Below are 21,255 nucleotides of genomic sequence, written 5' to 3'. Positions count from 1 at the left end.
ATAACCTTATAGTCTCAGGCCTGCCCTAGCGGACAGGTGCCGAGCGTAGAAATAGATAAAGAGGCAAGCCGCAGCTTACCCCGATGCAAAACGTTGCTGGAATAGCGATCAACGCCCCCCAGTTCCGCCGAGTAGTGACCTCGGCGATGATCCAGATGGTCAGTGCAATAGCGGAAATCGTCAGATCCCAAACCAACCCGCTGGCCGCCACATTAACATGCCATGCATCCACCATAGCCATGATATCCCAGCCGTTTTCCTGAAACCACTGGACGAAATAATACATTGGGTGGATCGCCCCCCAAACAGCCAGCAAAAGATATAGCATCCGTAGGACTGACATCAAAAACTCCGCTTTACGCCGATATTAGCATACCCACTTACATGGACACCTGGCGTTGTGTTTGAAGGTTCCTGATGCGGTGACACCTCGTTCTGGCGTGCTTGTTGGGGTGGCACACATGCCGCCACAAACAACACAACTGGAACGATCAATAATCTCACAGGCCCAAACCAATCCGCAGCGGGCCTTTTTTGAGGCCAACGTTCGCACCAAGACCAACACCTGACGAGGAAAGGGTAACTTTCACACCGCCAGTGGGCTGCACCGGTTCACCGTCCACGCCACATGCAGCCAAGATCAACGCAGACAAAATAATCATCTTTTTCATTCGATTAGGTCCTTCCACCGCGCGACCTGCGCACGCACTTGCGCGGGAGCCGTACCGCCATATGACATACGGGAATTGACCGAATTATCCACGCCCAACACGTTGAATACGTCTTTTGTGATCCCAGCATGCTCTGATTGCATCTGTTCCAGCGTCAAATCGGGCAGATCACAGCCTTGTTTTTCCGCCATTGCCACCAAAGATCCCGTAATGTGGTGTGCATCGCGAAACGGCAGGCCTAATACACGCACCAGCCAGTCGGCCAGATCAGTAGCGGTCGAGAAACCGCTTCCCGCAGCAGCGGCAAGCTGTGGGCGGTTGGCGCTCATGTCGCGGACCATCCCGTCCATCGCGGCCAGCGCCAGCATCAGGTTATCAGCAGCGTCAAATACCTGTTCCTTGTCTTCTTGCATGTCTTTGGAATACGCCAAAGGCAGGCCTTTCATCACCATCATCAACGCAACATTAGCGCCAAAGATACGGCCAATTTTAGCGCGGATCAGCTCGGCAGCGTCTGGGTTCTTCTTTTGCGGCATGATCGACGAGCCCGTTGAGAAACGATCCGACAACGTAACAAAGCGGAACTGCGCGGAGGACCAAATCACCAATTCTTCGGCAAAGCGGCTCAGGTGCATGGCACAAATGCTAGAAGCACCTAGAAATTCGAGCGCAAAGTCACGGTCGCTGACCGCATCAAGGCTGTTGGCCGCTGGACGATCAAAGCCAAGCGCCGCTGCTGTCATTTCGCGATCAATCGGAAAGGACGTCCCCGCAAGTGCGGCAGCACCCAACGGGCTTTCGTTCATCCGCGCGCGTGCATCACGCATACGGCTTAAATCGCGGCCAAACATTTCGACGTAAGCCATCATATGATGGCCCCATGTTACAGGTTGAGCTGTTTGTAGGTGTGTGAAACCGGGCATCACCCAATCTGCGCCGTCTTCGGCTTGCGTCAAAAGCGCGCGGATCAGCGCCAAAAGCGCCCCCTCGGCGGCGTCAAACTGGTCACGCACCCATAGCTTGAAATCGGTCGCAACCTGATCATTACGCGAACGGCCTGTGTGTAGGCGGCCTGCGGGCTCACCAATCACTTCTTTCAGGCGCGCCTCAACGTTCATGTGAATATCTTCAAGCGCGGTGGAATATTCAAACGTTCCGCCCTCAATTTCTGACAAGACCGTGAGCAGGCCTTCCCTGATGGCTTCGGCATCGTTAGTCTCAATGATGCCCTGTGCCGCCAACATTGCAGCATGGGCACGAGACCCAGCAATATCTTGGGCTGCCATTCGCTTGTCAAAACTGATCGAGGCATTGATTGCCTCCATGATCGCGTCAGGACCAGCGGCAAAACGGCCGCCCCACATTTTATTGGAAGTCTTGTCTGTCATTTGCCTATTCCCCGGAGGGACCCATGAAGAAACTGTTGCTAGCTCTCGTCTATACGGCCCTGACAACAGGTGCAAACCCTGCGCTTGCTGCGGACATAGATATCATATCACCGCTGATTGCGGGGGACATGAAAAAGCTGGCGGTTCACAGCACGCCAAAGGCCACTTCATCTGCTGCCTTTGATCTGGAAGATGATAAAGGTCGTGCGACCCTAGAAGACTACGAGGGCAAATATATTTTGCTGAACTTCTGGGCAACATGGTGCGCACCGTGTCGCAAAGAAATGCCTCACCTGTCCGAATTGCAGGACGAATTGGGCGGTGACGATTTTGAAGTATTAACCATTGCAACAGGGCGTAACTCAGTCGTTGGGATCAAGAAGTTCTTTGAAGATACAGACATCACCAATCTGCCCCGCCACATGGACCCCAAACAAGCGCTGGCCAGCCAGATGGGTGTGTTTGGACTGCCGATCACAGTCTTGCTTGACCCCGAAGGCCGCGAAATTGCGCGCCTGCGCGGCGATGCTGATTGGGCTGGTGACAGCGCCAAAAGTATCATCAAAGCCCTGATCGCAGCCCGCAAAGAAGGTTAAACCCAACCGCCGATATCGGACATTAGGCCGCGTGTGTTAGTATCGCGGCCTCGGATGAGGACAATGTCCGCCGGGCAAAGCTGCCGTATGTGTGCGGATCTTGTTCCAGTTCAGGACACTCCGCCAACAGGCGCTGACGGTCGCTTTGATCTAGCGTTGAAAACGCAGCCGAGGCTGGATGGAAGCTTTCAGTTTCCAGCCCGTTGGCCCAAAGCACCTGATGCTGTTCAAGCAAAACATGGATGTAGGTCACCTCACGCACTTGCATGTCTACGGTGATCGTTTTGCCGTTAATTAAATCTTTTGCCGCAACCAACACTTCTGAAGTGTTGAACAATGCCTGCGCCTGAGGGCCTGTGATCAGCATCCGGTGCTCTGGCGAGACCAGCAAATCAGTATCAGGCCGTTCAATTCCGAACGCACCGCCCGCAATGCGAACGGGCCGCAGCCTAGGCATTGCGAACAGACGCGCACCCGACATACGCCGTTTGCCGATCCAACGAAGTGGCTGCAATCCATTGTCTTTTGTCTGAACCAGATTGCCTTCGTTCAGGTCTTCGATAAGGGATGTGCCGTATTCTGTGCGAATGCGTGTTCCCGGCGTAAAGCAAATGACGCCGCCCTGCTGGGGCCCTGCGTCTTTTGGAACCGTCGTGCCCAAGGTATGATGCACGATCCATAGATCGCAATTGCGCGGAGGCATCTCATTGAGGAACATCAGCAATGGCTTGCTGCCGCCACCAACTTCGATCAACGTCACGCTATAACTTTTACCGCCGTCCGTGACGACAAAACTGTTATCCATCAGCGGCGAGTTATCACCCTTAGCATCCCACGCGCGCGGACCTGCTTCACGTTCAAACGCCGCACCCACCAGCCGGTGCACCATACGTGCGGCCCGTCTGCGTAAATTCTCTGTTCCGTCCGCCTCGTCCAGTCGCAACACATCTGACGGCCCATCCACACGCACAGCGTCACCACGCCATGCCCAAGCGGCACCCACACTCAATGACTGCATTGGTGCAGCATCAAGACCATCAATTTCTGTTTGCGACCAGGATATGACGAACGTGCCTCGAAAGCCCGTTCCCATTTACTGTCTCGCCTGCCTCAGTTTCTTTTTTTATTAATCTCTTGTTAACAAATTCATGAGGCTCTGAAAAGACATAATGACACATCCGCAACACCTGTTGCGATTGGGCCGATCTAAAAACTTAGATTGATGTGGATTGATCCAACAACCTGGCCCTCTTTCTGCGCTTCAAACTCTTCGCCCAGATACGTCAGGCCATAAAACGCAGTTGCCCGTTCCCCCTGCCAGTGCACGCCCGCACGGACGCGATCACGGCTGTCGGTCAACTCAAAGCCGTCCTCTTCAGGGAGGTAAATACTGTCACTCACATGGGCAATATCTGCACCCAGCAAGAAGGAAAATCCGGTGGCCTCTTCGTCCGCAATCACACGGTAGCGGTGACCTGTAACATTTTCGCGGACCAGCAACTCACCAACGCCCACCGACCCAAAGGTAAGATCCATCCCTACCCGTACCATGGTTTCAGCACCTGCACGGCCCTCAAGAAACGGACGCAGATGAACCCGCGGCGCGATGAGAAGGTCGCGGCCAAGCTCCGCAACTACAGTCGGGTGGAACCCATTTGAGATTTGATCGTTCAACGTCACTTGGGACGGTTGGCGTACACCTAAAACTTTGTGAACCGCACGTTGGAAAGTGCCAAGACCCGTATCAGACCCGGTAACCACCATATCAGCACCAAGGGCCGCATCTAAACCCTGCCATGTGAAATGGGTGTGTGCACCGATAGACAAAGCACCTGCATAGGCGCGATCCCCAGCAGCAGCGCGTGTCAAATTATCAGGAGCCAAGATTTCAGAGGACAGGCGCAGCTCGATCAGATCACCAAACTTATTTGGTGCTTTCCCGTCCCACTGCGACCCCCAGACCCGCGAAGATGTCCAAGAACCCGTGCGCCAGCGGTCTTTGCCATCCCCAAAATAGTCGTTCGTCATCAACCGACCATAGCCAAGCTTAGTACGCTCACCAGCATCCGCTGCTGGGACGATCATCATAAGGGAAAGCACAAGTGCCGTGAGTGAGCCAGCGACATGTTTAAGCATCGAAATTCCTGTCGTTTAGCGCCCCCACAGCGGACTTCCAGTTACGCCAAAACCTCGATTCGAGCCAAGCAAGCAGTTGTCAAATTTCGTAACTATCTTGGATTGCGTCATTGATGCCACGCATCTGCACTAGAATATCACAGGGCAGATGTGGTTAGCTCCTGAAAACGGGAGGTACTGTGCCATGAATATTTTGTTCATAATGTACGACCAGCTGCGATTTGATTATCTAAGTTGTGCTGGCCACCCACATTTGAAGACGCCTCATTTTGACCGGGTTGCGGAAATGGGCGTTCGGTTTAGCAATGCTTATGTACAATCTCCAATCTGTGGTGCCAGCAGAATGTGTTATTATACAGGCCGTTATGCCTCCAGCCACGGCGCGCAATGGAACGGCTTTCCATTACGGGTGGGTGAATTGACCTTGGGCGATCATTTGCGCAAGGCGGGAATGGATTGCTGGCTGCTAGGCAAAACCCATATGAAAGCCGATGCCGAAGGAATGGAACGTCTAGGCCTTGCGCCAGACAGCACGATAGGCGCACGCCAAGCTGAATGTGGCTTTGATGCGTGGGCGCGTGATGATGGTCTTTGGGGCCAAGGGCCAGACGGGTACTATGATGAAAAACGTTCGCCCTATAATGAATACCTAAAATCAAAGGGGTATGACGGCGAAAACCCATGGGCAGATTACGCGAACGCAGCGGTCACCGATGACCAGATCGCGTCTGGCTGGATGTTTCGCAATGCCGATAAGCCCGCCAACATCCGCGAAGAAGACAGTGAAACGCCGTGGCTAACCACCCAAACCATTGAGTTTATGGAACAGGCTAAGGGCCCTTGGTGCGCGCACGTTAGCTTTATCAAACCGCACTGGCCCTACATCGTGCCAGCGCCCTACCACAACATGTTCGGCCCAGATGATGTGCCCCCGGCGCGGCGCCATGATATGGAGCGCGAAGACCCGCATCCCGTTTACGGCGCCTATCAAAGCAACAAGATTGCGCAGGCGTTTCACCGCGAGGAAGTCCGCGACAAGGTGATCCCTGCCTACATGGGCCTTATCAAACAATGTGACGACCAACTGGGCCGCCTGCTCGACCATTTGGAGGCGACAGATACGCTCAAAGACACGATGATTGTCCTTACTTCTGATCATGGCGATTATTTGGGCGATCATTGGATGGGCGAAAAGGATTTATTCCACGAACAATCCGTAAAAGTACCGCTGATCATCTATGATCCACGCAACAGCGCTGATGCGACACGCGGGACAACCTGTGATGCCTTGGTAGAAAGCATTGATCTGGCCGCCACCTTTGTCGATGCGGCTGGCGATAAAGTACCCGATCACATCATTGAGGGGCGTTCCCTACTCCCATGGTTGCGCGCAGAGACGCCCGAGTGGCGCGAATATGTCATCTCGGAATATGACTATTCTGCGACACCTCAATGCGTAAAACTGGGACTGGAGCCGCGCGATGCCCGGCTGTTTATGGTTTTTGATGGCCGCTATAAAATGATGCATGCCGAGGGCGGGTTTCGTCCCATGTTGTTTGATCTGTCCGAAGATCCCGATGAATTTGTCGACCTAGCAAAAGGAGACACCCATCAGGCGGAGATTGACCGTCTATATGAAATGTTAGCCAGGTGGGGCCGACGGATGTCACAGCGCGTTACCAAGTCAGAGGACGATATCAAGGCCATGCGAGGAAATTCAGGACGCAAAGGCATCCTTCCTTTCCTCTATGATGGATCAGAAGTTAACGAAGAATTGACCGTCAAATACCGAGGGCGCGCACGCCAGAACCACACGATCAAAGATACAGAAATCTAGGCCTCAGGGCCGGATCTCAACGTTCTGAAGGTCTTCGAGCAAATCAAGCAGCTGTTCGAATTTTTCGTCCCCATAGCTGGCACGCAAATCAGCAACCAATGCCGCAGCTTGTCCGCCGCGCTCGTCAAGAATGGCACGGCCTGCTTTTTCAATTGTCACGATACTGCGGCGGCGGTCGGCATGGTCCTCATGGCGCGAGACAAGGCTATCGGCCTCCATCACACGCAAAATACGGGTCAGACTGGGAAGCAAAAGGCATGCACGCTGCGCAATCGTGTTTTGGTCCTGCGCTCCGCCTTCTTGTAGCACGCGCAGTACACGCCACTTTTGTTCGTTGACAGAGCTGCCTGCCAGCATTTCTCTAACAGGACCCATAACCGTTTCGCGTGCTCTAAGCAGCGCAATAGGCAGCGATCGATCGGTACGTCGCAATGGCGACGTTGCCGGGGAAGATGTATCGTCTTTTTTCATAGCCTCACTTTGAGCCATCGCTAGTGCGTTGACATATCCTATATCATTAATTAACAAATCAACCGTTATCAAGGAACAGTACAGATGCCGCATATCACATTGGAATATTCAGCCAATCTAGAAAGCGCCCTAGATATGTACGAGTTTTGCACAGTACTGAAAAACGCTGCTGCAGGAACGGGCGTATTTCCGCCTGCCGGGATTCGCGTTCGTGCCATTTCGTGCACCCATAGCGTGATCGCTGACGGTGATCCACGCCATGGGTTTATCGACATTTCAGTTCGCCTGCTTGCTGGCCGCAGCGACGAGGCCAAAACCAATGCAACTGACGAAATATTCAATGCGGCAAAGCAGTTTAGTGCCGCCCATATGGCGGCACACCCCTTTATGCTGTCCCTTGAAATGCGTGATATCAACGCCGAGTTTAGCCGAAAGACCAGCTCAATTCGCGAATATCTTCCCGCAGATATGGCCTAGATAATTTAACCGCGCGGCAAGGCTGCAGCCACGCGTGCACGGGCTTCGATCTCATCCCATTTCTCTGCGTTGACCAGATCCAGTGGCGCAATCCAGCTGCCGCCAGCGCACACCACGTTTGGCAGTGCGAGATAATCAACTGCATTGGAAGCGCTTACGCCACCCGTTGGGCAGAACGAAATTCCCGCTAGCGGGCCGCCCAAACCTTTAAGTGTTTTGATCCCGCCCGCAGCTTCTGCGGGGAAAAACTTGAGCACTTCAAAGCCACGCGCCTGTAGGGTCATTGCTTCGGTCGCGGTTGCAGCACCGGGTAACAAGGGCAGGTTCGCCGCAAGACAGGCATCGATCAAAGCCGCTGGTGAACCGGGTGTCACACCAAAAGTCGAGCCAGCCGCAATAGCTGCCGTAACATCATCCTTTGTGACCAAAGTACCCGCACCAACACGCGCGCCTTTGACGGTTGCCATTGCAGCGATCACGTCCAAAGCGGCCTCAGTACGCAGTGTCACTTCGAGTACGGGCAAACCGCCACGCACCAAGGCTTCGGCAAGGGGCACAGCGTGGGCTACATCTTCGACCACAAGTACGGGAATGATAGGAGCGAGGTCAGCAAGCTCACGGATAAAAGCAGTGTCGTTCGTCATGGGTTAGCTCCCGAATACAGTTGCGCCAGTGTCGGCAGTACCGACGGCATTGCGGAATGGCGCAAATAGTTCACGCCCTGTTCCATAGTTATTGTGGCTCATATCAGCGGTGACAGCTTCACGGTCAAGCACTCCATGGGTCAATATCTCCAACGTGCCAGTGGCGGCATCCAAACGCAGCACATCACCGTCTTGGAGATAGGCGATTGGGCCGCCATCCAGTGCTTCGGGGCTGACGTGGATCGCAGCGGGTACCTTGCCCGATGCACCAGACATCCGCCCATCCGTGACCAGCGCCACCTTATAGCCGCGTCCTTGCAAGATACCGAGCATCGGCGTGAGGCTGTGCAGCTCTGGCATGCCGTTGGCCTTGGGACCTTGGAAACGAACCACGACGATGACATCACCCGTAAACTCGCCTGCCTTGAACGCTGCCTTCACCTCATCTTGATCATGGAACACGCGAACGGGCGCTTCGATCACATGATGCGCCGGGTCAACGGCAGATATCTTGATCACACTTGTACCAAGACTGCCCGACAACCGCTTAAGGCCGCCAGACGTTGCAAACGGTTCTGACGCAGGCCGCAAAATACGTTCATTCAAACTTTTGGACGTACCTGCGCGCCATGCAAGCGCGCCGTCTTCCATAAATGGTTCTTGGGTGTAGTTGTGCAGGCCGTCACCCGCGATTGTTTTTGTATCGGGATGCAGCAACCCTGCCCCTAGCAACTCGCCAATCATATAGCCAAGACCGCCAGCCGCGTGGAAGTGGTTTACGTCCGCTAAGCCGTTTGGATACACCCGCGCCAGCAACGGTACGATATCAGAAACATCAGAGAAGTCCTGCCAGTCCAGAATGATCCCGCCAGCACGCGCCATCGCAATAAGGTGGATCAGCAGGTTGGTCGAACCGCCCGTGGCCATCAGGCCAACCATGCCGTTCACAAATGTCTTCTCAGATAGGATTTCGCAAACTGGCGTATAGTTATCCCCCAGATCACTCAGCGAAAGCGCGCGGTGGGCCGCTTCAATCGTAAGCGCGTCGCGGACTTCCGCACCCGGATTGATGAAGCTGGAAGACGGCAGGTGCAGCCCCATGAACTCCATCAACATCTGATTGGTATTCGCCGTGCCATAAAACGTGCATGTACCCGGACCATGGTAGGCTGCCATCTCGGCTGCCATCAGCTCATCACGGCCACATTCACCCGCCGCAAACTTCTGGCGCACCTTGGCTTTTTCGTCGTTCTGCAAACCGCTTGTCATCGGACCTGCAGGAATAAACACAGCAGGCAAATGCCCAAACACCTGCGCACCGATTACCAGTCCCGGAACGATCTTATCACAGACGCCTAGATACACTGACGCGTCAAACGTGTTGTGGCTGAGGGCAATACCCGCCGCCATTGCAATCAAATCGCGGGAAAACAGGCTAAGCTCCATGCCCGCCTCACCTTGGGTCACGCCATCACACATTGCTGGCACGCCACCTGCAACCTGCGCAGTGCTACCATTCGCCCGCACCGCGTCGCGGATCAATGTCGGGTAACGCTCAAACGGCTGATGCGCAGACAGCATATCATTATACGCGGTCACGATGCCCAAATTGCCACCCTGTCCTGTCGCTAATTCACCTTGATCCGGCCCAGCCGCGGCGAATGCATGTGCCTGTCCGCTACATGACAAATGACCGCGTGAAGGGCCCTTGCCCCGCGCGGCACTCATGCGCTCTAAATACGTCTCGCGTGATTTCGCGCTGCGCGCAACGATGCGGTCGGTGATCTTTTGTAGGTCCTGATGTACGGGCATATGGGAATCCTGATCGGTCTAAGCTAAAGTTAGCGCTAACATAGCGACATATTCACAATTTAAAAGTCTCTTTCTCTAACGCAGGTAATGTCTACACGATTGCTGACCGCAAGGCTAGATTCCCCTAGAACAGACAACACTCGACCACTCCACAATTAGACGGCTCAGCTCTTTGTGAATGTCACCTCGAGCGAGCGCCTCCGTCCTCATACAGAGGATCAAGCTCCCCTTCGAACTGCAAAGCACGGCACCGCGCGGTTTAGACCGCGCCAAGAAACTAAAGTGGATTGCATCTCGTACCGCCCAGTAGCGCGCATGCACGATCTGCGCTGTGCCGCCTTTTGAATAGAGGGCATTTATGCAAAACAAGGCTGATCGTCTCAATTCTGCTGAGTAGCTACTTGCTATCACATCCGAACAGAAACAAAATACACGTCTTCCTGATGTTGACGTAGTGCTTTTAGGACAGTTGGATACTCCCAATTTCTCTTTTTTTCAAAGGACTTAGGGGGTAAAAAATAGTACAGATAGGTCCAGCCCATTCCGATAAAGCGTCAACATCACTAGAAGGCCGTACCGTAGTGTTCTGACAAGATCCGATGATTGAAAGAATGTATGGGCAGAGCCTATTTCAAACACAGCAAATATTGAAAGCTGGGAACGAGTATGTTGCCACCACGCGGATCGAGCTTATATCTTGCTCAGCAAGAGCTCGCTCAACGCCGATTTAAGAATGTTTTAAAGGTATTCAAAAAAAGTAGCAGGTTGAAGCTCCCAGCTCACCATAATTTATCAGGTATCGCCTTAAGCGCGATGGGCCGATTTTCCGAAACAGTGAAGAGCTACAGGCGAGCAATTCGTTTGAATTCAAATTATACTGAGGCTCGGAAAAACTTAGCGCGGACCTATTTGCTAATAGGTCAACAAGATAATGTTCTCCTTTTTTATGACCACTACCTGAATCGCCCTATATTTTTTACATGAAGGCTCAGGCCCTAGCCCCCTTGTCCAGAAAACAAGAAGCTTTGGATATCCGCACCATCGCCGCCCAAAAGCGATTCGTCCCCGTCGTCCCCCCTAAGAGAGTCATCCCCCAAGACCAATAATCGGCCCCGCATCACCAACCAAGATACATTCGCGAAAGGTCGTCACAGAGGAGCTTTGGTACACAGATCGACAGATGAAATTCACGTTGCAAGGCTAGCGTGACAGCTGGCAGCCGTGCGCGATTGATCACGGACGACATACACGGCATCGCTCTGATCTAACCTTGAAAAAATGGGGTTCGTCATCGCTCCTTAGTCAAGCAGCATCTTCAGGTTGTTTGGACGCTGAAAAACTTTGAAAGGCCAACCTTTCGAGCCGCTGGGATTAGCTTTGAGCTCATAACTATGTGGCACTCCAAGTATGTCTGACCTTCAAACCTCTGTTCGACTTATCTTACGGGCCGACCTCAGGCCTAGCAGAAAGCCTTCTTGAGTTGTCTTGTTTGAGCGGGTCAGCCCCAGACTTTGGAACGCTGTGTCGTCGCAAGGTTATCTCGGCTGCAAGCATCCCATATCGTGTTTAAAGAGGGATTATTACATCTCCTGATTGATGGCACGCGCAATGCCCCAGCTGCATCCTACAGTTATGCCTGCTGAGTGATGCCCCTCTTGATTTACTTGATCAAATCTCGCGTTTAGTTGTTTCACCAGTGCTCTCATGTGTTGAAAATGCACTGTGGGGCAACAGATTATTTTTCTGCAACATCTGGCGCAACGTGAAACCAAACGAGCCTTTGGCGGTCAGGGTGCAAAGAATTTGGTCAACACTTCTATCCTGAATGGTTTCGCCAAACCTCACATTCCCAAGACGATTGCTAAACGCTGGCCAGAAAAGAAAAACGGGTATCCGGTCTAAGTTCAGGTTGTGCAACAACGCTCAGTAAAGGCCTCTGGATGGGTCAGGAAAGCTATGTTATCGGGACCCGCTGGTAGGCTGACTTCAAAAACACATCCTCTTACAGGCGCCCCGTTTAGGTTGATTTCCCCGCCCCAGCTTTCCACAGTCTTTTTCACAAATGCAAGGCCAAGTCCAGTGCCCTCCACTTTGGTCAATCGACAGAAAGGTTCAAAAATACGCGTGCGATGATTTTCTGGAACGCCGGGCCCATCGTCTTCTATTTCGATGACAACCGATTGATCCCGTTTGAATGCCCGTATGGTGATCCGACCAGCCAGTTGATCATTATGCTTCGCCGCGTTTGTGATAAGGTTGCGCATCACCAAATCAAAGGAATTCGGTTCAACCAATATTTTGGGCATATTAGGCATGATCACCAATTCTATTCTAGGGTCAATTCCGGACAAAGCGAGGATGCCATCAAGCCGGGAGTTGGGTACAAAACTCTCCGCTTTCGAGGCGTCTACATCCGACCTTGCGTAATTCAACAGATCACTCACAAGAGTATTCATCCTGTGTGACACCTCTGTCAAAGTGTCAAAATTGCTTTGTGCCGCTGAGGGCAAGTTGATCTTTGCATCGCTTAGGTCCTCAAGAATGAAGCCTATCAATGTCGCCTGCTGCATCAATGGTGCCTTGAGATCATGTGCTGCCATAGTTGAAAAGGCCAACAGTTGCTGGTTCTTGCGCGCCAACTCTTCGCTTTGACGGGCAATCTGCGCCTGCTGCTGGTACAGCACGCTAACGTCCACCCAGATTGCCGCAAAGTGCCGACGACCAAGGCGAAACATACTGAGATCAAATGTGTTGCCGCTTTGCGTTTCAATAATCCGCTGAACGGTACCACCTGCCCGCAAACGTTGCACTGTTTGGGTTGCAAAATCGCCAATCTCTTGATCCGACATTTCAGATTGAAAGATGCCATTTGCATAAGCGTACTTAACAACCGTTTCGATATCGGCCCCTTCGCACAACTTGGGAACGATTTGAGGAAAGCGTTTCTCAAAACCCCCGTTCCAATGCACTCCCTTCATATCACTCCCAAAAATAATGATTGCGCCACGAGTCTTATCAAACGCATCAATAAGGAGTTGATTTTCACGGTTCTCGACCTGCAACTGTACGGAGCGGCGACGTAACCGCACCGCATAAATTGTCAACGCAACCATCGCAGTCCCAATGCCCCCAACAATCAACGCGACGTTACTGAACCAAGGATGTTCTGTGATACTACGGGAACTACCGAACCAATGGGCGCGCATCGGCATCAAAGCAGCCGGTGTGGCGGAGGTCTGAATAGCCCCTTCAAGTGCAGCATGTAGGTCAGGCAAATCGCGACGGACAATAAGCCCGTAAGGAACAGTCGTCAAAGCAGGGCTAAGGCGCCGCACCTTGTCTTCGATGAAATTGGTACGCAATCTTGCTTCGAATGTCTCTGCTACGCTGACCACTGCGTCGATTTCGCCGGCCATCAATGGCAACAACACCTCATCTGAAGAGTTATACTGAACAATATGTGCGAACGGAAACCGATCAACTATAGTCTGCGTCACTTCACCTAGTACAACGCCCACCTGCATCCCCGCGAGGGCCTCTATCGTTTCAAATTTCCTGTCACGGCGTACGTAAACCGACAAAGCATATTCGCCCAAGGAAGATGTCGCTAACCCAGCCGCTCTATGCTCGGGTGTAAGCGCCAGAAAAGGCGTCAAATCCGCCCTGCCTTGTTCCAGTAGATCAAGGATTTGTTGAGGGTTTTCTGCAGGAATAAAATGCACCCGATACCCAGCCACCTCCGCCAATTGGCGGATCACATCTATGTTGTATCCCTGCGCATTCCCGTCAACACCAGTAAAGCTGTAGGGGACTGAATCGGCATACAGCGCACGCAAAACTGGGCGCTCATGCAAGGCTTCGGCCATTGCAGCCTTACCCATCAAAAGCAGTAGCAAGCAAAGGCAACCGACCAGAGAACGACGCAGAAATAAATTCATAGGCAAGCTCACGCAGTGAAAGGATATCACCTCAATCTAGTCCTTGGTCATGAATTCCCCCTTAACGCCTATACCCTTCCGGTTTCAGCCAGCTACAGACGACACACCAGCCAAAAAATGATAAATAATAACAGTACATTGCGAATAATAAAGCTCTCCATACGCCGAAACGAATGCGTGACATAGGGTCCGACGTCGGTTTAAAAAACCGCGCATTCCTAGCCAATGGCAGCGATAATTACGGCGCCTTAAGCGGGCAGCACGGATGTCAACGGTGCGGTATTGGTTATTCGTCCGATGAGATCAGTGAATAACATCGCGTGCATTCTTTTTGGGTTAGGTGAAACAAAGCCGAGTACCCCGCAACTTCACCACCCATGACACATGACGGGACTGAGATTTCATGTGACACGCTTTTTGGGACAATGGTTACCAGTTTCACCGGAGGTCCATTTATGCTGCGAAAAAACCGATTTCCAAGATAAACATCTTCGAGAAAGGAGCACTCCCATTTCTCGAAGATGAAATGTCCTACCTTTCATCACTTGCCATGTCTCAATTGTTGCGCGTAACGTCCACGAAACGGAGGCACACATGACCAAAACTGTTACATTCACGCAGATGAAAGATGGCACCGCAGAAGACTATGCGCTGCTTGAGGAGTTGGAAAAACCCTATCTTGCCCTTACCCCAGACCGCGTTCTTGAGGAGTTAAACCGTCAAGATACAGCCACGCTGGACGGATATAAAATCACACGCCTTCATCACGGATTGCAGGCCGCGACCCGCGCAGAGGCGGAAGGCGCTGATATTGACTGGATCGTTGGCGCATTGCTACACGATGTCGGAGATGGCCTAGCCCCCCAAAACCACGACCGCTTTTCCGCCGAAGTCATCCGTCCGTTTGTACGTTGGGAGGTTGCTTGGACAGTAGAGCATCACGGGATCTTCCAGACATTGTATTTTGGGCATCATTATGGATGGGATCGCAATGCGCGAGACGAATTCCGCGATCATCCGTGCTTTGATACTTGCGCAGCCTTCTGCGAACGTTGGGATCAATCCTCCTTTGATCCAGATTACGTGACAAAGCCGCTCAGCCACTTTGAACCAATGCTGCGTGAGGTTTTTGCGCGCAAGGCGTATGATCCTGCAGTTATCCGCGAAGGCGAAGCCATAGGCCTTTGAGGTCCGTTACCCTTAATCAGCGTGCTGAACCGTTAGCCAATCGGTTGGGCTATAGGTAGTAATGCGCAGGAATTCTCGGTTAAAATTAGACTTTGTGTTGAATCCTGCCCCAAACATCGCGACGGTCACATTCTCGCCCGCCAGCATTGCATCCTGAGCGGCTGCAATGCGCGCGGCGTTTATGTAGCGAGAAACATTTTCACCCGACACGCGATTTATTGCACCTGACAGTTGTTTCATAGGAATGCGCAACCGACGCGACAGCTGAGACAATGTAAGGTCAGGATTAAGATACGGCTTTGCTTGGGCCATGTAGGTTTCAAGCTGCTGCATGATCTGCGCATCCATCGGATCTGGGACGCGGGAGGTGCGGCTTTCCTCAATGGGCTCTGGCACACTGTTGCTCAAGGCCCCCGATAACGTAAGCGCCCCAATCAGGATTAGGGTTGTGGAGGAGTAGATGCTGATGATCCAGGGCTGCAAATGTCCTGCACCTATCATCTGAACCAGGACAATCAGCCCGTCACTCAGCGCGGAGGCCATCAATGACCACCCGATGATCTGCCAGATACGGCCCGGGCGCTCTCCGGCTTCCAAACGCATACGCGGCAGTGCATCTGCCCCTTTTAGGCAGGTCCAAACAATCATCGCCCCATACCCGACAAACAACGCAGGGATCACAGTATCAAGCGCTATGGGTTGCAAAACCATCACCGCCAGCACCGCGCAAGGCACGCCCAAATGCACCGTATCACGCCACGCCATCCGGCGCACTGCTGTCGCCTGAAACGCGACCCATGCCATGGGCGGGATCATACTGGCCGTGACGGGTTGAACGTAAAGTGCGCCAGTCATTAGATAGTGCTGCGCAAGCGAAATGATCAGCCCTTGCAAGGCACATAGCGCCAGCAACATCGCAAGCGGCCCGTGCCGGCGATCTACCACCAAAAGCCGAACGAGTAAAAAGCCAAGCACCAAGGCGCTGAACATCGGGATCGGAAGGCTGGGCATGGTGATAACTTTCGCATCAATTCACGGTGCAACATGGTCCTAAAATGCGATCATGGCGACCTCAATCAGGATTTAGGACGCGCGGCATTCCGGTTTTATCACATTCAGGTTTCATCAAACCTTTAACACCGGAGAGCCACATGAATATCATTCTTAAATCCGCTGCAGCTTTTATCGTTTCCGCAACGACCCTCTTGGCTGATCCCGCTGGCGTGCGGGAATTGAACATTGATGCCCCGCATCACGGGCGCGCCCTGACCGGGGCGATCTACTACCCCACCAGCGGCGGCGGCTCCGTGCAGACCTATGCTGAAAACCCTGTGTTTGTAGGGGTGCCAGTTCTTAAAGACGCCGAAATGGCGTCCGGTAAATATCCGCTAGTATTACTGAGCCACGGCATGGGCGGGCATATCCGTTCGCTTGGGTGGCTCTCTACTGGCCTTGCTGAACGAGGAGCAATTGTTGTCGCCATGAATCATCCCAATTCAACTTGGAGGGATTTTGACCTTGGTGCAGGGCTAAAGCATTGGACACGCACCCAAGACCTCAAGTTGGCTTTGGATACCATCCTTGCTGACCCTGAAATGAATGCCGCGATTGACCCCGGCAGGATAATGGCTGCAGGTTTTTCATACGGCGGTTGGACTGCCCTGTCCTTGGGCGGGATGCGGGGCAATCACGCTGCCTATATTTCGCACTGCAATGAGCACGGCGCAAAATCGAGTCATTGCGGTGACCTGATGCGCGGCAATGTTGGGCTGCAAGACGTCTCACCAACCGAATGGGATTCTGATTATAGCGATCCGCGGATCAGTTCGGTATTTGCTGTTGATCCGGGCCTGATCTGGGGCATGAGAGACGAAGAAACCTCCAAATTGGTGCGAAGCATTAGCCTTGTATCTTTGGGTGAAGACGAAAGCAGATTGTTGGCAACAGATTTTGATCTGGCCGAATTACCTGCCGTGATCCCACAGGCGGATGTCATCTCGATTGTACCAGCCGCCCATTTCTCGATGCTGCCTGTCTGCAAGCCACACGGCGCAGCTATTTTGGAAGAAGAAGATGACGATCCGGTCTGTACCGACCCTGTTGGCACCGATCGCGTTGCAGTGCATGAAACCATCATAGCAGCGGTTGCTTCCAAGCTGGGGCTGTAACCGCCAGCAAGCGACGCCCAGCGCGTCGCTTGCTAATCTCCAATTCAGCTCTTTGCAAAAATCTCGGGACGGCCCAAACCACCGATCCGATCTTTGGCAACACGCACAGCGATCCATAGCGACAACAATAGTCCCGTTCCAACGCCAACCGCGATGCCGATACGAACCCCTGTCAGACCGCCGTCTATCACAAAGACAAACAACCAGATGAAAAACGCGATACCGACCCACTGACGGTAAATCCCTATCCACATCGTCCAAGCGGCCTTTTTCAAAGCCTGCAACAACGAGTTGATCGAGAACAGCACCACATAAATCGGCAGGATGACCGCCTCAACCTTGAGGAACAGCGCCGAAATACGAATAACTTCGGGATCATCCGAGAAAATCCGCGTGGCATAGGCCCCGCCGAACCATAAAAACGGGAACGCCGCCATGGTCATAACAACGCCAATCATCCAGCAACGGTGAAAAGCCTCACGCACCCTTTCCGGATTTCCCGCGCCATAGTTTTGCGCCGCAATCGGCACCAGCGAGATGGTGATGCCAAGGGCAGGTAAAAGGAATAACTGCTCTATCCGCATGGTGATCCCGTAGGCTGCCAATGCGGCCTCACCGTAATCTTTAAGCGCATATTGCACGATAAAGCCGCTGGAGAATGTCACTAACAGCGCAAAGCCCGCAGGGAACGCTTGGGCGATGATCTCATAGTATTTCGCTGGAATGGGGATAAATTCGGACAGTTTAAGGTCTTGCATCATTGCGCGACCAAAGACCCGGCTGAGGATAAACACAGCCACACCTGTTTGGCTCAGAACTGTTGCCAAGGCGATCCCGTTAAATCCCATCCCGTCGATCACACCCGGAATGCCAAACATCAGCAACGGGTTCAGCGCGACATTCACAAAAAACGCGACGACCAGCGCACGTTGCATGGTCAACGTATCACCGCGCGCCTGAAGGATGCCGTTTGCCGACGGCCCGATGATGAAACCGGGCAAGGCAAAGATCAGCCAATAGAAATAGCTCAGACCCGCATCACGGTATGCGCCGGGTTCCGAGACAACGGCGATTAAAGATGGCCCCGCAAGGACGGCAATCACCATCATCGCAATGGTCGCGACCACCGCCAGCCCAATGCCTTGCACTGCAAGGTGGCGCGCATCAGCATCGTCTTTGCGCCCTTTGGCATTGCCCACCAACGCGCTCATCGCGGAGCTGAGGCCAAAGCCAATCGCAACCAGAATAAAGAATGCCTGAAACCCAACGGCTAGACCTGCCTGCGCCTGCGTGCCGAAAAAACCTGCGTAAAACGTATCAACGATATTATAGAGCGTACTGAACAGCATCCCGATGGCGGCAGGAACCGCAAGGCGGCGGAAATGGCCGCTGAGCGGACCTGTCGTAAGATCATACTCGATCATTGGGGAGGCTTTCTGATGCAACGAAAAAGGGCGCTCGTTAAAGAGCGCCCTTTTCAACCATATTACAAGTGGCTCAGAGGCCCCACTTCAGGGCAACCTCTTCAAAGAAGCCTTGGGCCTTTTTCAACTCGATCCAGCTGTTGATGTAGTTGATCCAGACCTGATCGGTTTGGGGCAGCAACATCGCGATGGGCGTCGGCGCGCGGGACCCGGATACTTCGACCTGACGGACATTCGGGAACTTCTCAACCAATGTTGAACCTTCGATGTTGGATGTAACAAACACATCCGCGCGGCCCGACAGAACTTCTTGGAAGCCACGTGCAGGTGCTTCGACCACTACGATCTCTGCGTTCGGGAACCATTCCTTGACCATTTTCTCAAATGAGGTGCCCAACGTGGTCGCAACTTTTACGCCTTCTTTGTTGATGCTATCCCAACCGTCAAAGTTTGCGGCTTTGTCTTCTGTGGTAAATGGGAACATCTCAACAGCGATATAGCTGTTGGAATAGCCCGCCGCCTTAAGGCGCGCAGGACTGATCGAGGCAGAGCCCGTCATGTGGTAGTTGCCAGCAACAACACCGTTTACCAGTGTTTTCCAGTCGGTTGGCACCATTTCCAGCTCAACACCCATGTCGGCGGCCAGCTGTGTCATAATGTCAATGTCATACCCGACATAGCTGTTTGTTGCAGGGTCACGTACACTCATCGGGTTCCAGTCGCCCGTTGTGCCAACTTTTAGCACACCTCCGCTTAGAATTTCTGTCAGAGCAGATTGTGCAACAACAGGGGCTGCAAACAGACTGGCGGCAAAGCCAACTGCGAGACCGATGTTTTTAATAAATTTCATGTGGTTTCCTTCATGTCTTGGGCTATGTGGTCGCAAACGCGACTTTGTGATCAACTTACGAACCTAATGCTGGTTGCGCTCAAGGCAACTGTAAACTTAACTAACCGCTTGAGTAGGGAGAGATCCATGACAGAACCAGCCGACAACGATCACAGAAACGCGATCGAAATCAGCGGCCTAAACAAATGGTATGACAAGTTCCATGCGTTGAAAGATGTCGACCTTACTGTAGCCCACGGCGAGCGGATTGTAGTCTGTGGCCCTTCGGGGTCTGGTAAATCCACGTTGATACGGTGCGTGAACTCATTGGAGGCCCATGGCAGCGGCAAGATCACCGTCGCTGGGACCGTGATGCGCGATGCCTCCTCGATTGAGGCGATCCGTTCCGAAGTTGGTATGGTGTTTCAACAGTTCAACCTGTTCCCGCATCTGACCATCCTACAAAACCTCACACTTGGCCCGATGAAAGCACGCGGGCTCAGCCGCGCTGACGCAGAAGCGCGTGCCATGAAATACCTAGAGCGCGTACAAATCCCCGAGCAAGCCGACAAAAAACCGGGTGCATTATCAGGCGGCCAACAGCAGCGCGTAGCAATCGCCCGTTCGCTCTGCATGGAGCCAAAAATCATGCTATTTGATGAGCCAACTTCGGCGCTAGACCCTGAAATGATCTCCGAGGTGTTGGATGTGATTGTTGATCTGGCCGATAGCGGCATGACAATGATTGTGGTCACACATGAGATGGGGTTTGCACGCCGTGCAGCAGATCGCATGGTGTTCATGGATCATGGTGCCATTGTCGAAACAGGGACGCCCACAGAGTTCTTTGAAAACCCAAAGACAGATCGCTGCCGCACCTTCCTCAATCAAATTCTCAAGCATTGAACGCGCCCATGAAAAACATTCTCGCACTTTCTTGCCTGTTGATCCTTGCTGGCTGTGGCAGCTCTGGCACATGGGGGTGGTATGTGATCGACCCCACCACGCCAAAGGGCTGGTCCAACATCACTTTCCTGCTCAACGGCTTTGGCGCGACGATAGTACTGTCTGTCATTGCCGCGTTCATGTCGATGGCCATCGGCCTGATGGTGGCCCTGCCCGGCATGTCGACCAACCGCTGGATCAGATTGCCCAGCCGCATCTACATCGAATTTGTCCGTGCCATCCCGCTGTTGCCGATGTTGTTCTGGGTGTTCTATGGCTTGCCAGTCGTGCTCAAATCCATGGGCATTTCGGTCAGTATTGATGCATTCTGGGGGGCGGTCATCACGCTCGCGATCTCTGACAGTGCCTTTACCGCCGAGATCTACCGATCAGGCATCCAGTCAATTGCCCGCGGCCAAACCGAAGCCGCCAAAACAATTGGCCTGACCTACTCCCAGACCATGCGCTATGTGGTCCTGCCTCAGGCCATCCGGCGCATCCTGCCGCCATTGGCCAACCAGTTCATTTATATTGTTAAAATGTCTGCCTTTGCCTCTGTGATTGGCATGCAGGAACTGACTCGCCGTGCAAATGAATTGGTGGTCACAGAATACCGACCACTGGAAATTTATTCCCTGCTCATCCTCGAATACCTCGTGCTTGTGCTGATCATCAGTTTCTTTGTGCGCTGGCTTGAACGTAAGATGGGCGCAGATGAAAGCCGTTAAAGG

At 53.0% G+C, this 21,255-nt stretch carries 20 protein-coding genes; 8 read left to right on the top strand and 12 right to left on the bottom strand.

What is annotated here, in order from left to right:
- Nucleotides 1-25: 25 nt before the first annotated feature.
- The 3 genes from V7775_RS17895 to argH form a co-directional block, all read right to left on the bottom strand.
- Nucleotides 26-343 (bottom strand): DUF2834 domain-containing protein, encoded by a 318-nt coding sequence (locus V7775_RS17895; RefSeq protein WP_335753285.1) that lies wholly within the window; start codon nucleotides 341-343, stop codon nucleotides 26-28.
- A gap of 157 nt (nucleotides 344-500) precedes the next feature.
- Nucleotides 501-671, bottom strand: a complete 171-nt coding sequence (locus V7775_RS17890; protein WP_335753284.1) for a hypothetical protein — start codon at nucleotides 669-671, stop codon at nucleotides 501-503.
- Nucleotides 668-2,059, bottom strand: coding sequence for an argininosuccinate lyase (argH, locus tag V7775_RS17885; protein ID WP_335753283.1), 1,392 nt, complete (start codon nucleotides 2,057-2,059; stop codon nucleotides 668-670). Before argH ends, V7775_RS17890 begins: the two co-directional genes overlap by 4 nt.
- 23 nt (nucleotides 2,060-2,082) lie before the next feature.
- Here argH and V7775_RS17880 point away from each other — a divergent pair, with 23 nt between their 5' ends.
- Nucleotides 2,083-2,655 (top strand): TlpA family protein disulfide reductase, encoded by a 573-nt coding sequence (locus V7775_RS17880; protein ID WP_335753282.1) that lies wholly within the window; start codon nucleotides 2,083-2,085, stop codon nucleotides 2,653-2,655.
- A 22-nt stretch (nucleotides 2,656-2,677) separates the two neighbouring features.
- Here the strand turns inward: V7775_RS17880 and V7775_RS17875 are convergent, their stop codons facing one another.
- Together V7775_RS17875 and V7775_RS17870 are read right to left on the bottom strand one after the other, a co-directional pair.
- Nucleotides 2,678-3,748 carry a Hint domain-containing protein gene (locus tag V7775_RS17875; RefSeq protein WP_335753281.1) on the bottom strand — a complete coding sequence of 357 codons (1,071 nt, stop codon included), beginning with the start codon at nucleotides 3,746-3,748 and terminating at the stop codon, nucleotides 2,678-2,680.
- 113 nt (nucleotides 3,749-3,861) lie between these two features.
- Complete coding sequence (locus V7775_RS17870; protein WP_335753280.1) at nucleotides 3,862-4,791, bottom strand: lipid A-modifier LpxR family protein; 930 nt, start codon at nucleotides 4,789-4,791, stop codon at nucleotides 3,862-3,864.
- Between the two features lie 184 nt (nucleotides 4,792-4,975).
- On the opposite strand from V7775_RS17870, the gene V7775_RS17865 reads away from it, so the two are divergent.
- Nucleotides 4,976-6,628 carry a sulfatase-like hydrolase/transferase gene (locus V7775_RS17865; protein WP_335753279.1) on the top strand — a complete coding sequence of 551 codons (1,653 nt, stop codon included), beginning with the start codon at nucleotides 4,976-4,978 and terminating at the stop codon, nucleotides 6,626-6,628.
- Nucleotides 6,629-6,631: 3 nt separating this feature from the next.
- On the opposite strand, the gene hpaR is transcribed toward V7775_RS17865, so the two are convergent.
- On the bottom strand, nucleotides 6,632-7,099 hold the full coding sequence (hpaR, locus tag V7775_RS17860; RefSeq protein WP_335753278.1) for a homoprotocatechuate degradation operon regulator HpaR: 468 nt from the start codon (nucleotides 7,097-7,099) through the stop codon (nucleotides 6,632-6,634).
- Nucleotides 7,100-7,183: 84 nt separating this feature from the next.
- Here hpaR and V7775_RS17855 point away from each other — a divergent pair, with 84 nt between their 5' ends.
- A complete protein-coding gene (locus V7775_RS17855) occupies nucleotides 7,184-7,576 on the top strand; it encodes a 5-carboxymethyl-2-hydroxymuconate isomerase (protein ID WP_335753277.1) in 393 nt (130 codons plus the stop codon).
- A 5-nt stretch (nucleotides 7,577-7,581) separates the two neighbouring features.
- Here the strand turns inward: V7775_RS17855 and eda are convergent, their stop codons facing one another.
- Together eda and edd are read right to left on the bottom strand one after the other, a co-directional pair.
- Nucleotides 7,582-8,220, bottom strand: a complete 639-nt coding sequence (gene eda / locus V7775_RS17850) for a bifunctional 4-hydroxy-2-oxoglutarate aldolase/2-dehydro-3-deoxy-phosphogluconate aldolase (protein WP_335753276.1) — start codon at nucleotides 8,218-8,220, stop codon at nucleotides 7,582-7,584.
- A 3-nt stretch (nucleotides 8,221-8,223) separates the two neighbouring features.
- Nucleotides 8,224-10,032, bottom strand: a complete 1,809-nt coding sequence (edd, locus tag V7775_RS17845; RefSeq protein WP_335753275.1) for a phosphogluconate dehydratase — start codon at nucleotides 10,030-10,032, stop codon at nucleotides 8,224-8,226.
- A 1,393-nt stretch (nucleotides 10,033-11,425) separates the two neighbouring features.
- On the opposite strand from edd, the gene V7775_RS24855 reads away from it, so the two are divergent.
- Nucleotides 11,426-11,602 carry a transposase gene (locus V7775_RS24855; protein ID WP_443070142.1) on the top strand — a complete coding sequence of 59 codons (177 nt, stop codon included), beginning with the start codon at nucleotides 11,426-11,428 and terminating at the stop codon, nucleotides 11,600-11,602.
- A 334-nt stretch (nucleotides 11,603-11,936) separates the two neighbouring features.
- On the opposite strand, the gene V7775_RS17840 is transcribed toward V7775_RS24855, so the two are convergent.
- Nucleotides 11,937-13,970 (bottom strand): ATP-binding protein, encoded by a 2,034-nt coding sequence (locus V7775_RS17840; protein WP_335753274.1) that lies wholly within the window; start codon nucleotides 13,968-13,970, stop codon nucleotides 11,937-11,939.
- 594 nt (nucleotides 13,971-14,564) lie between these two features.
- Between V7775_RS17840 and V7775_RS17835 the strand changes: the two genes are divergently transcribed.
- Nucleotides 14,565-15,158, top strand: coding sequence for an HD domain-containing protein (locus V7775_RS17835; protein ID WP_335753273.1), 594 nt, complete (start codon nucleotides 14,565-14,567; stop codon nucleotides 15,156-15,158).
- 12 nt (nucleotides 15,159-15,170) lie between these two features.
- Here V7775_RS17835 and V7775_RS17830 read toward each other — a convergent pair whose 3' ends face one another.
- The gene (locus V7775_RS17830) at nucleotides 15,171-16,169 is read right to left on the bottom strand and encodes a helix-turn-helix domain-containing protein (RefSeq protein WP_335753272.1); all 999 of its coding nucleotides are present in this window, start codon (nucleotides 16,167-16,169) and stop codon (nucleotides 15,171-15,173) included.
- Nucleotides 16,170-16,309: 140 nt separating this feature from the next.
- Here V7775_RS17830 and V7775_RS17825 point away from each other — a divergent pair, with 140 nt between their 5' ends.
- Nucleotides 16,310-17,326, top strand: coding sequence for an alpha/beta hydrolase family protein (locus tag V7775_RS17825; protein WP_335753271.1), 1,017 nt, complete (start codon nucleotides 16,310-16,312; stop codon nucleotides 17,324-17,326).
- A 44-nt stretch (nucleotides 17,327-17,370) separates the two neighbouring features.
- Here V7775_RS17825 and V7775_RS17820 read toward each other — a convergent pair whose 3' ends face one another.
- On the bottom strand, nucleotides 17,371-18,750 hold the full coding sequence (locus V7775_RS17820; protein ID WP_335753270.1) for an MATE family efflux transporter: 1,380 nt from the start codon (nucleotides 18,748-18,750) through the stop codon (nucleotides 17,371-17,373).
- Between the two features lie 73 nt (nucleotides 18,751-18,823).
- Entirely contained in the window at nucleotides 18,824-19,600 is a 777-nt protein-coding gene (locus tag V7775_RS17815) for an ABC transporter substrate-binding protein (RefSeq protein WP_335753269.1), read from the bottom strand.
- A 126-nt stretch (nucleotides 19,601-19,726) separates the two neighbouring features.
- Here V7775_RS17815 and V7775_RS17810 point away from each other — a divergent pair, with 126 nt between their 5' ends.
- Complete coding sequence (locus tag V7775_RS17810; protein WP_335753268.1) at nucleotides 19,727-20,485, top strand: amino acid ABC transporter ATP-binding protein; 759 nt, start codon at nucleotides 19,727-19,729, stop codon at nucleotides 20,483-20,485.
- 8 nt (nucleotides 20,486-20,493) lie between these two features.
- Nucleotides 20,494-21,252 carry an amino acid ABC transporter permease gene (locus V7775_RS17805; RefSeq protein ID WP_335753267.1) on the top strand — a complete coding sequence of 253 codons (759 nt, stop codon included), beginning with the start codon at nucleotides 20,494-20,496 and terminating at the stop codon, nucleotides 21,250-21,252.
- Nucleotides 21,253-21,255: the final 3 nt, after the last annotated feature.

It is taken from the genome of Sulfitobacter sp. (genome assembly GCF_036960155.1).
Lineage (GTDB): Bacteria > Pseudomonadota > Alphaproteobacteria > Rhodobacterales > Rhodobacteraceae > Sulfitobacter.
The sequence above is the reverse complement of the archived record's forward strand: the minus strand, read 5'-3'. Positions and strand labels throughout refer to the sequence as shown.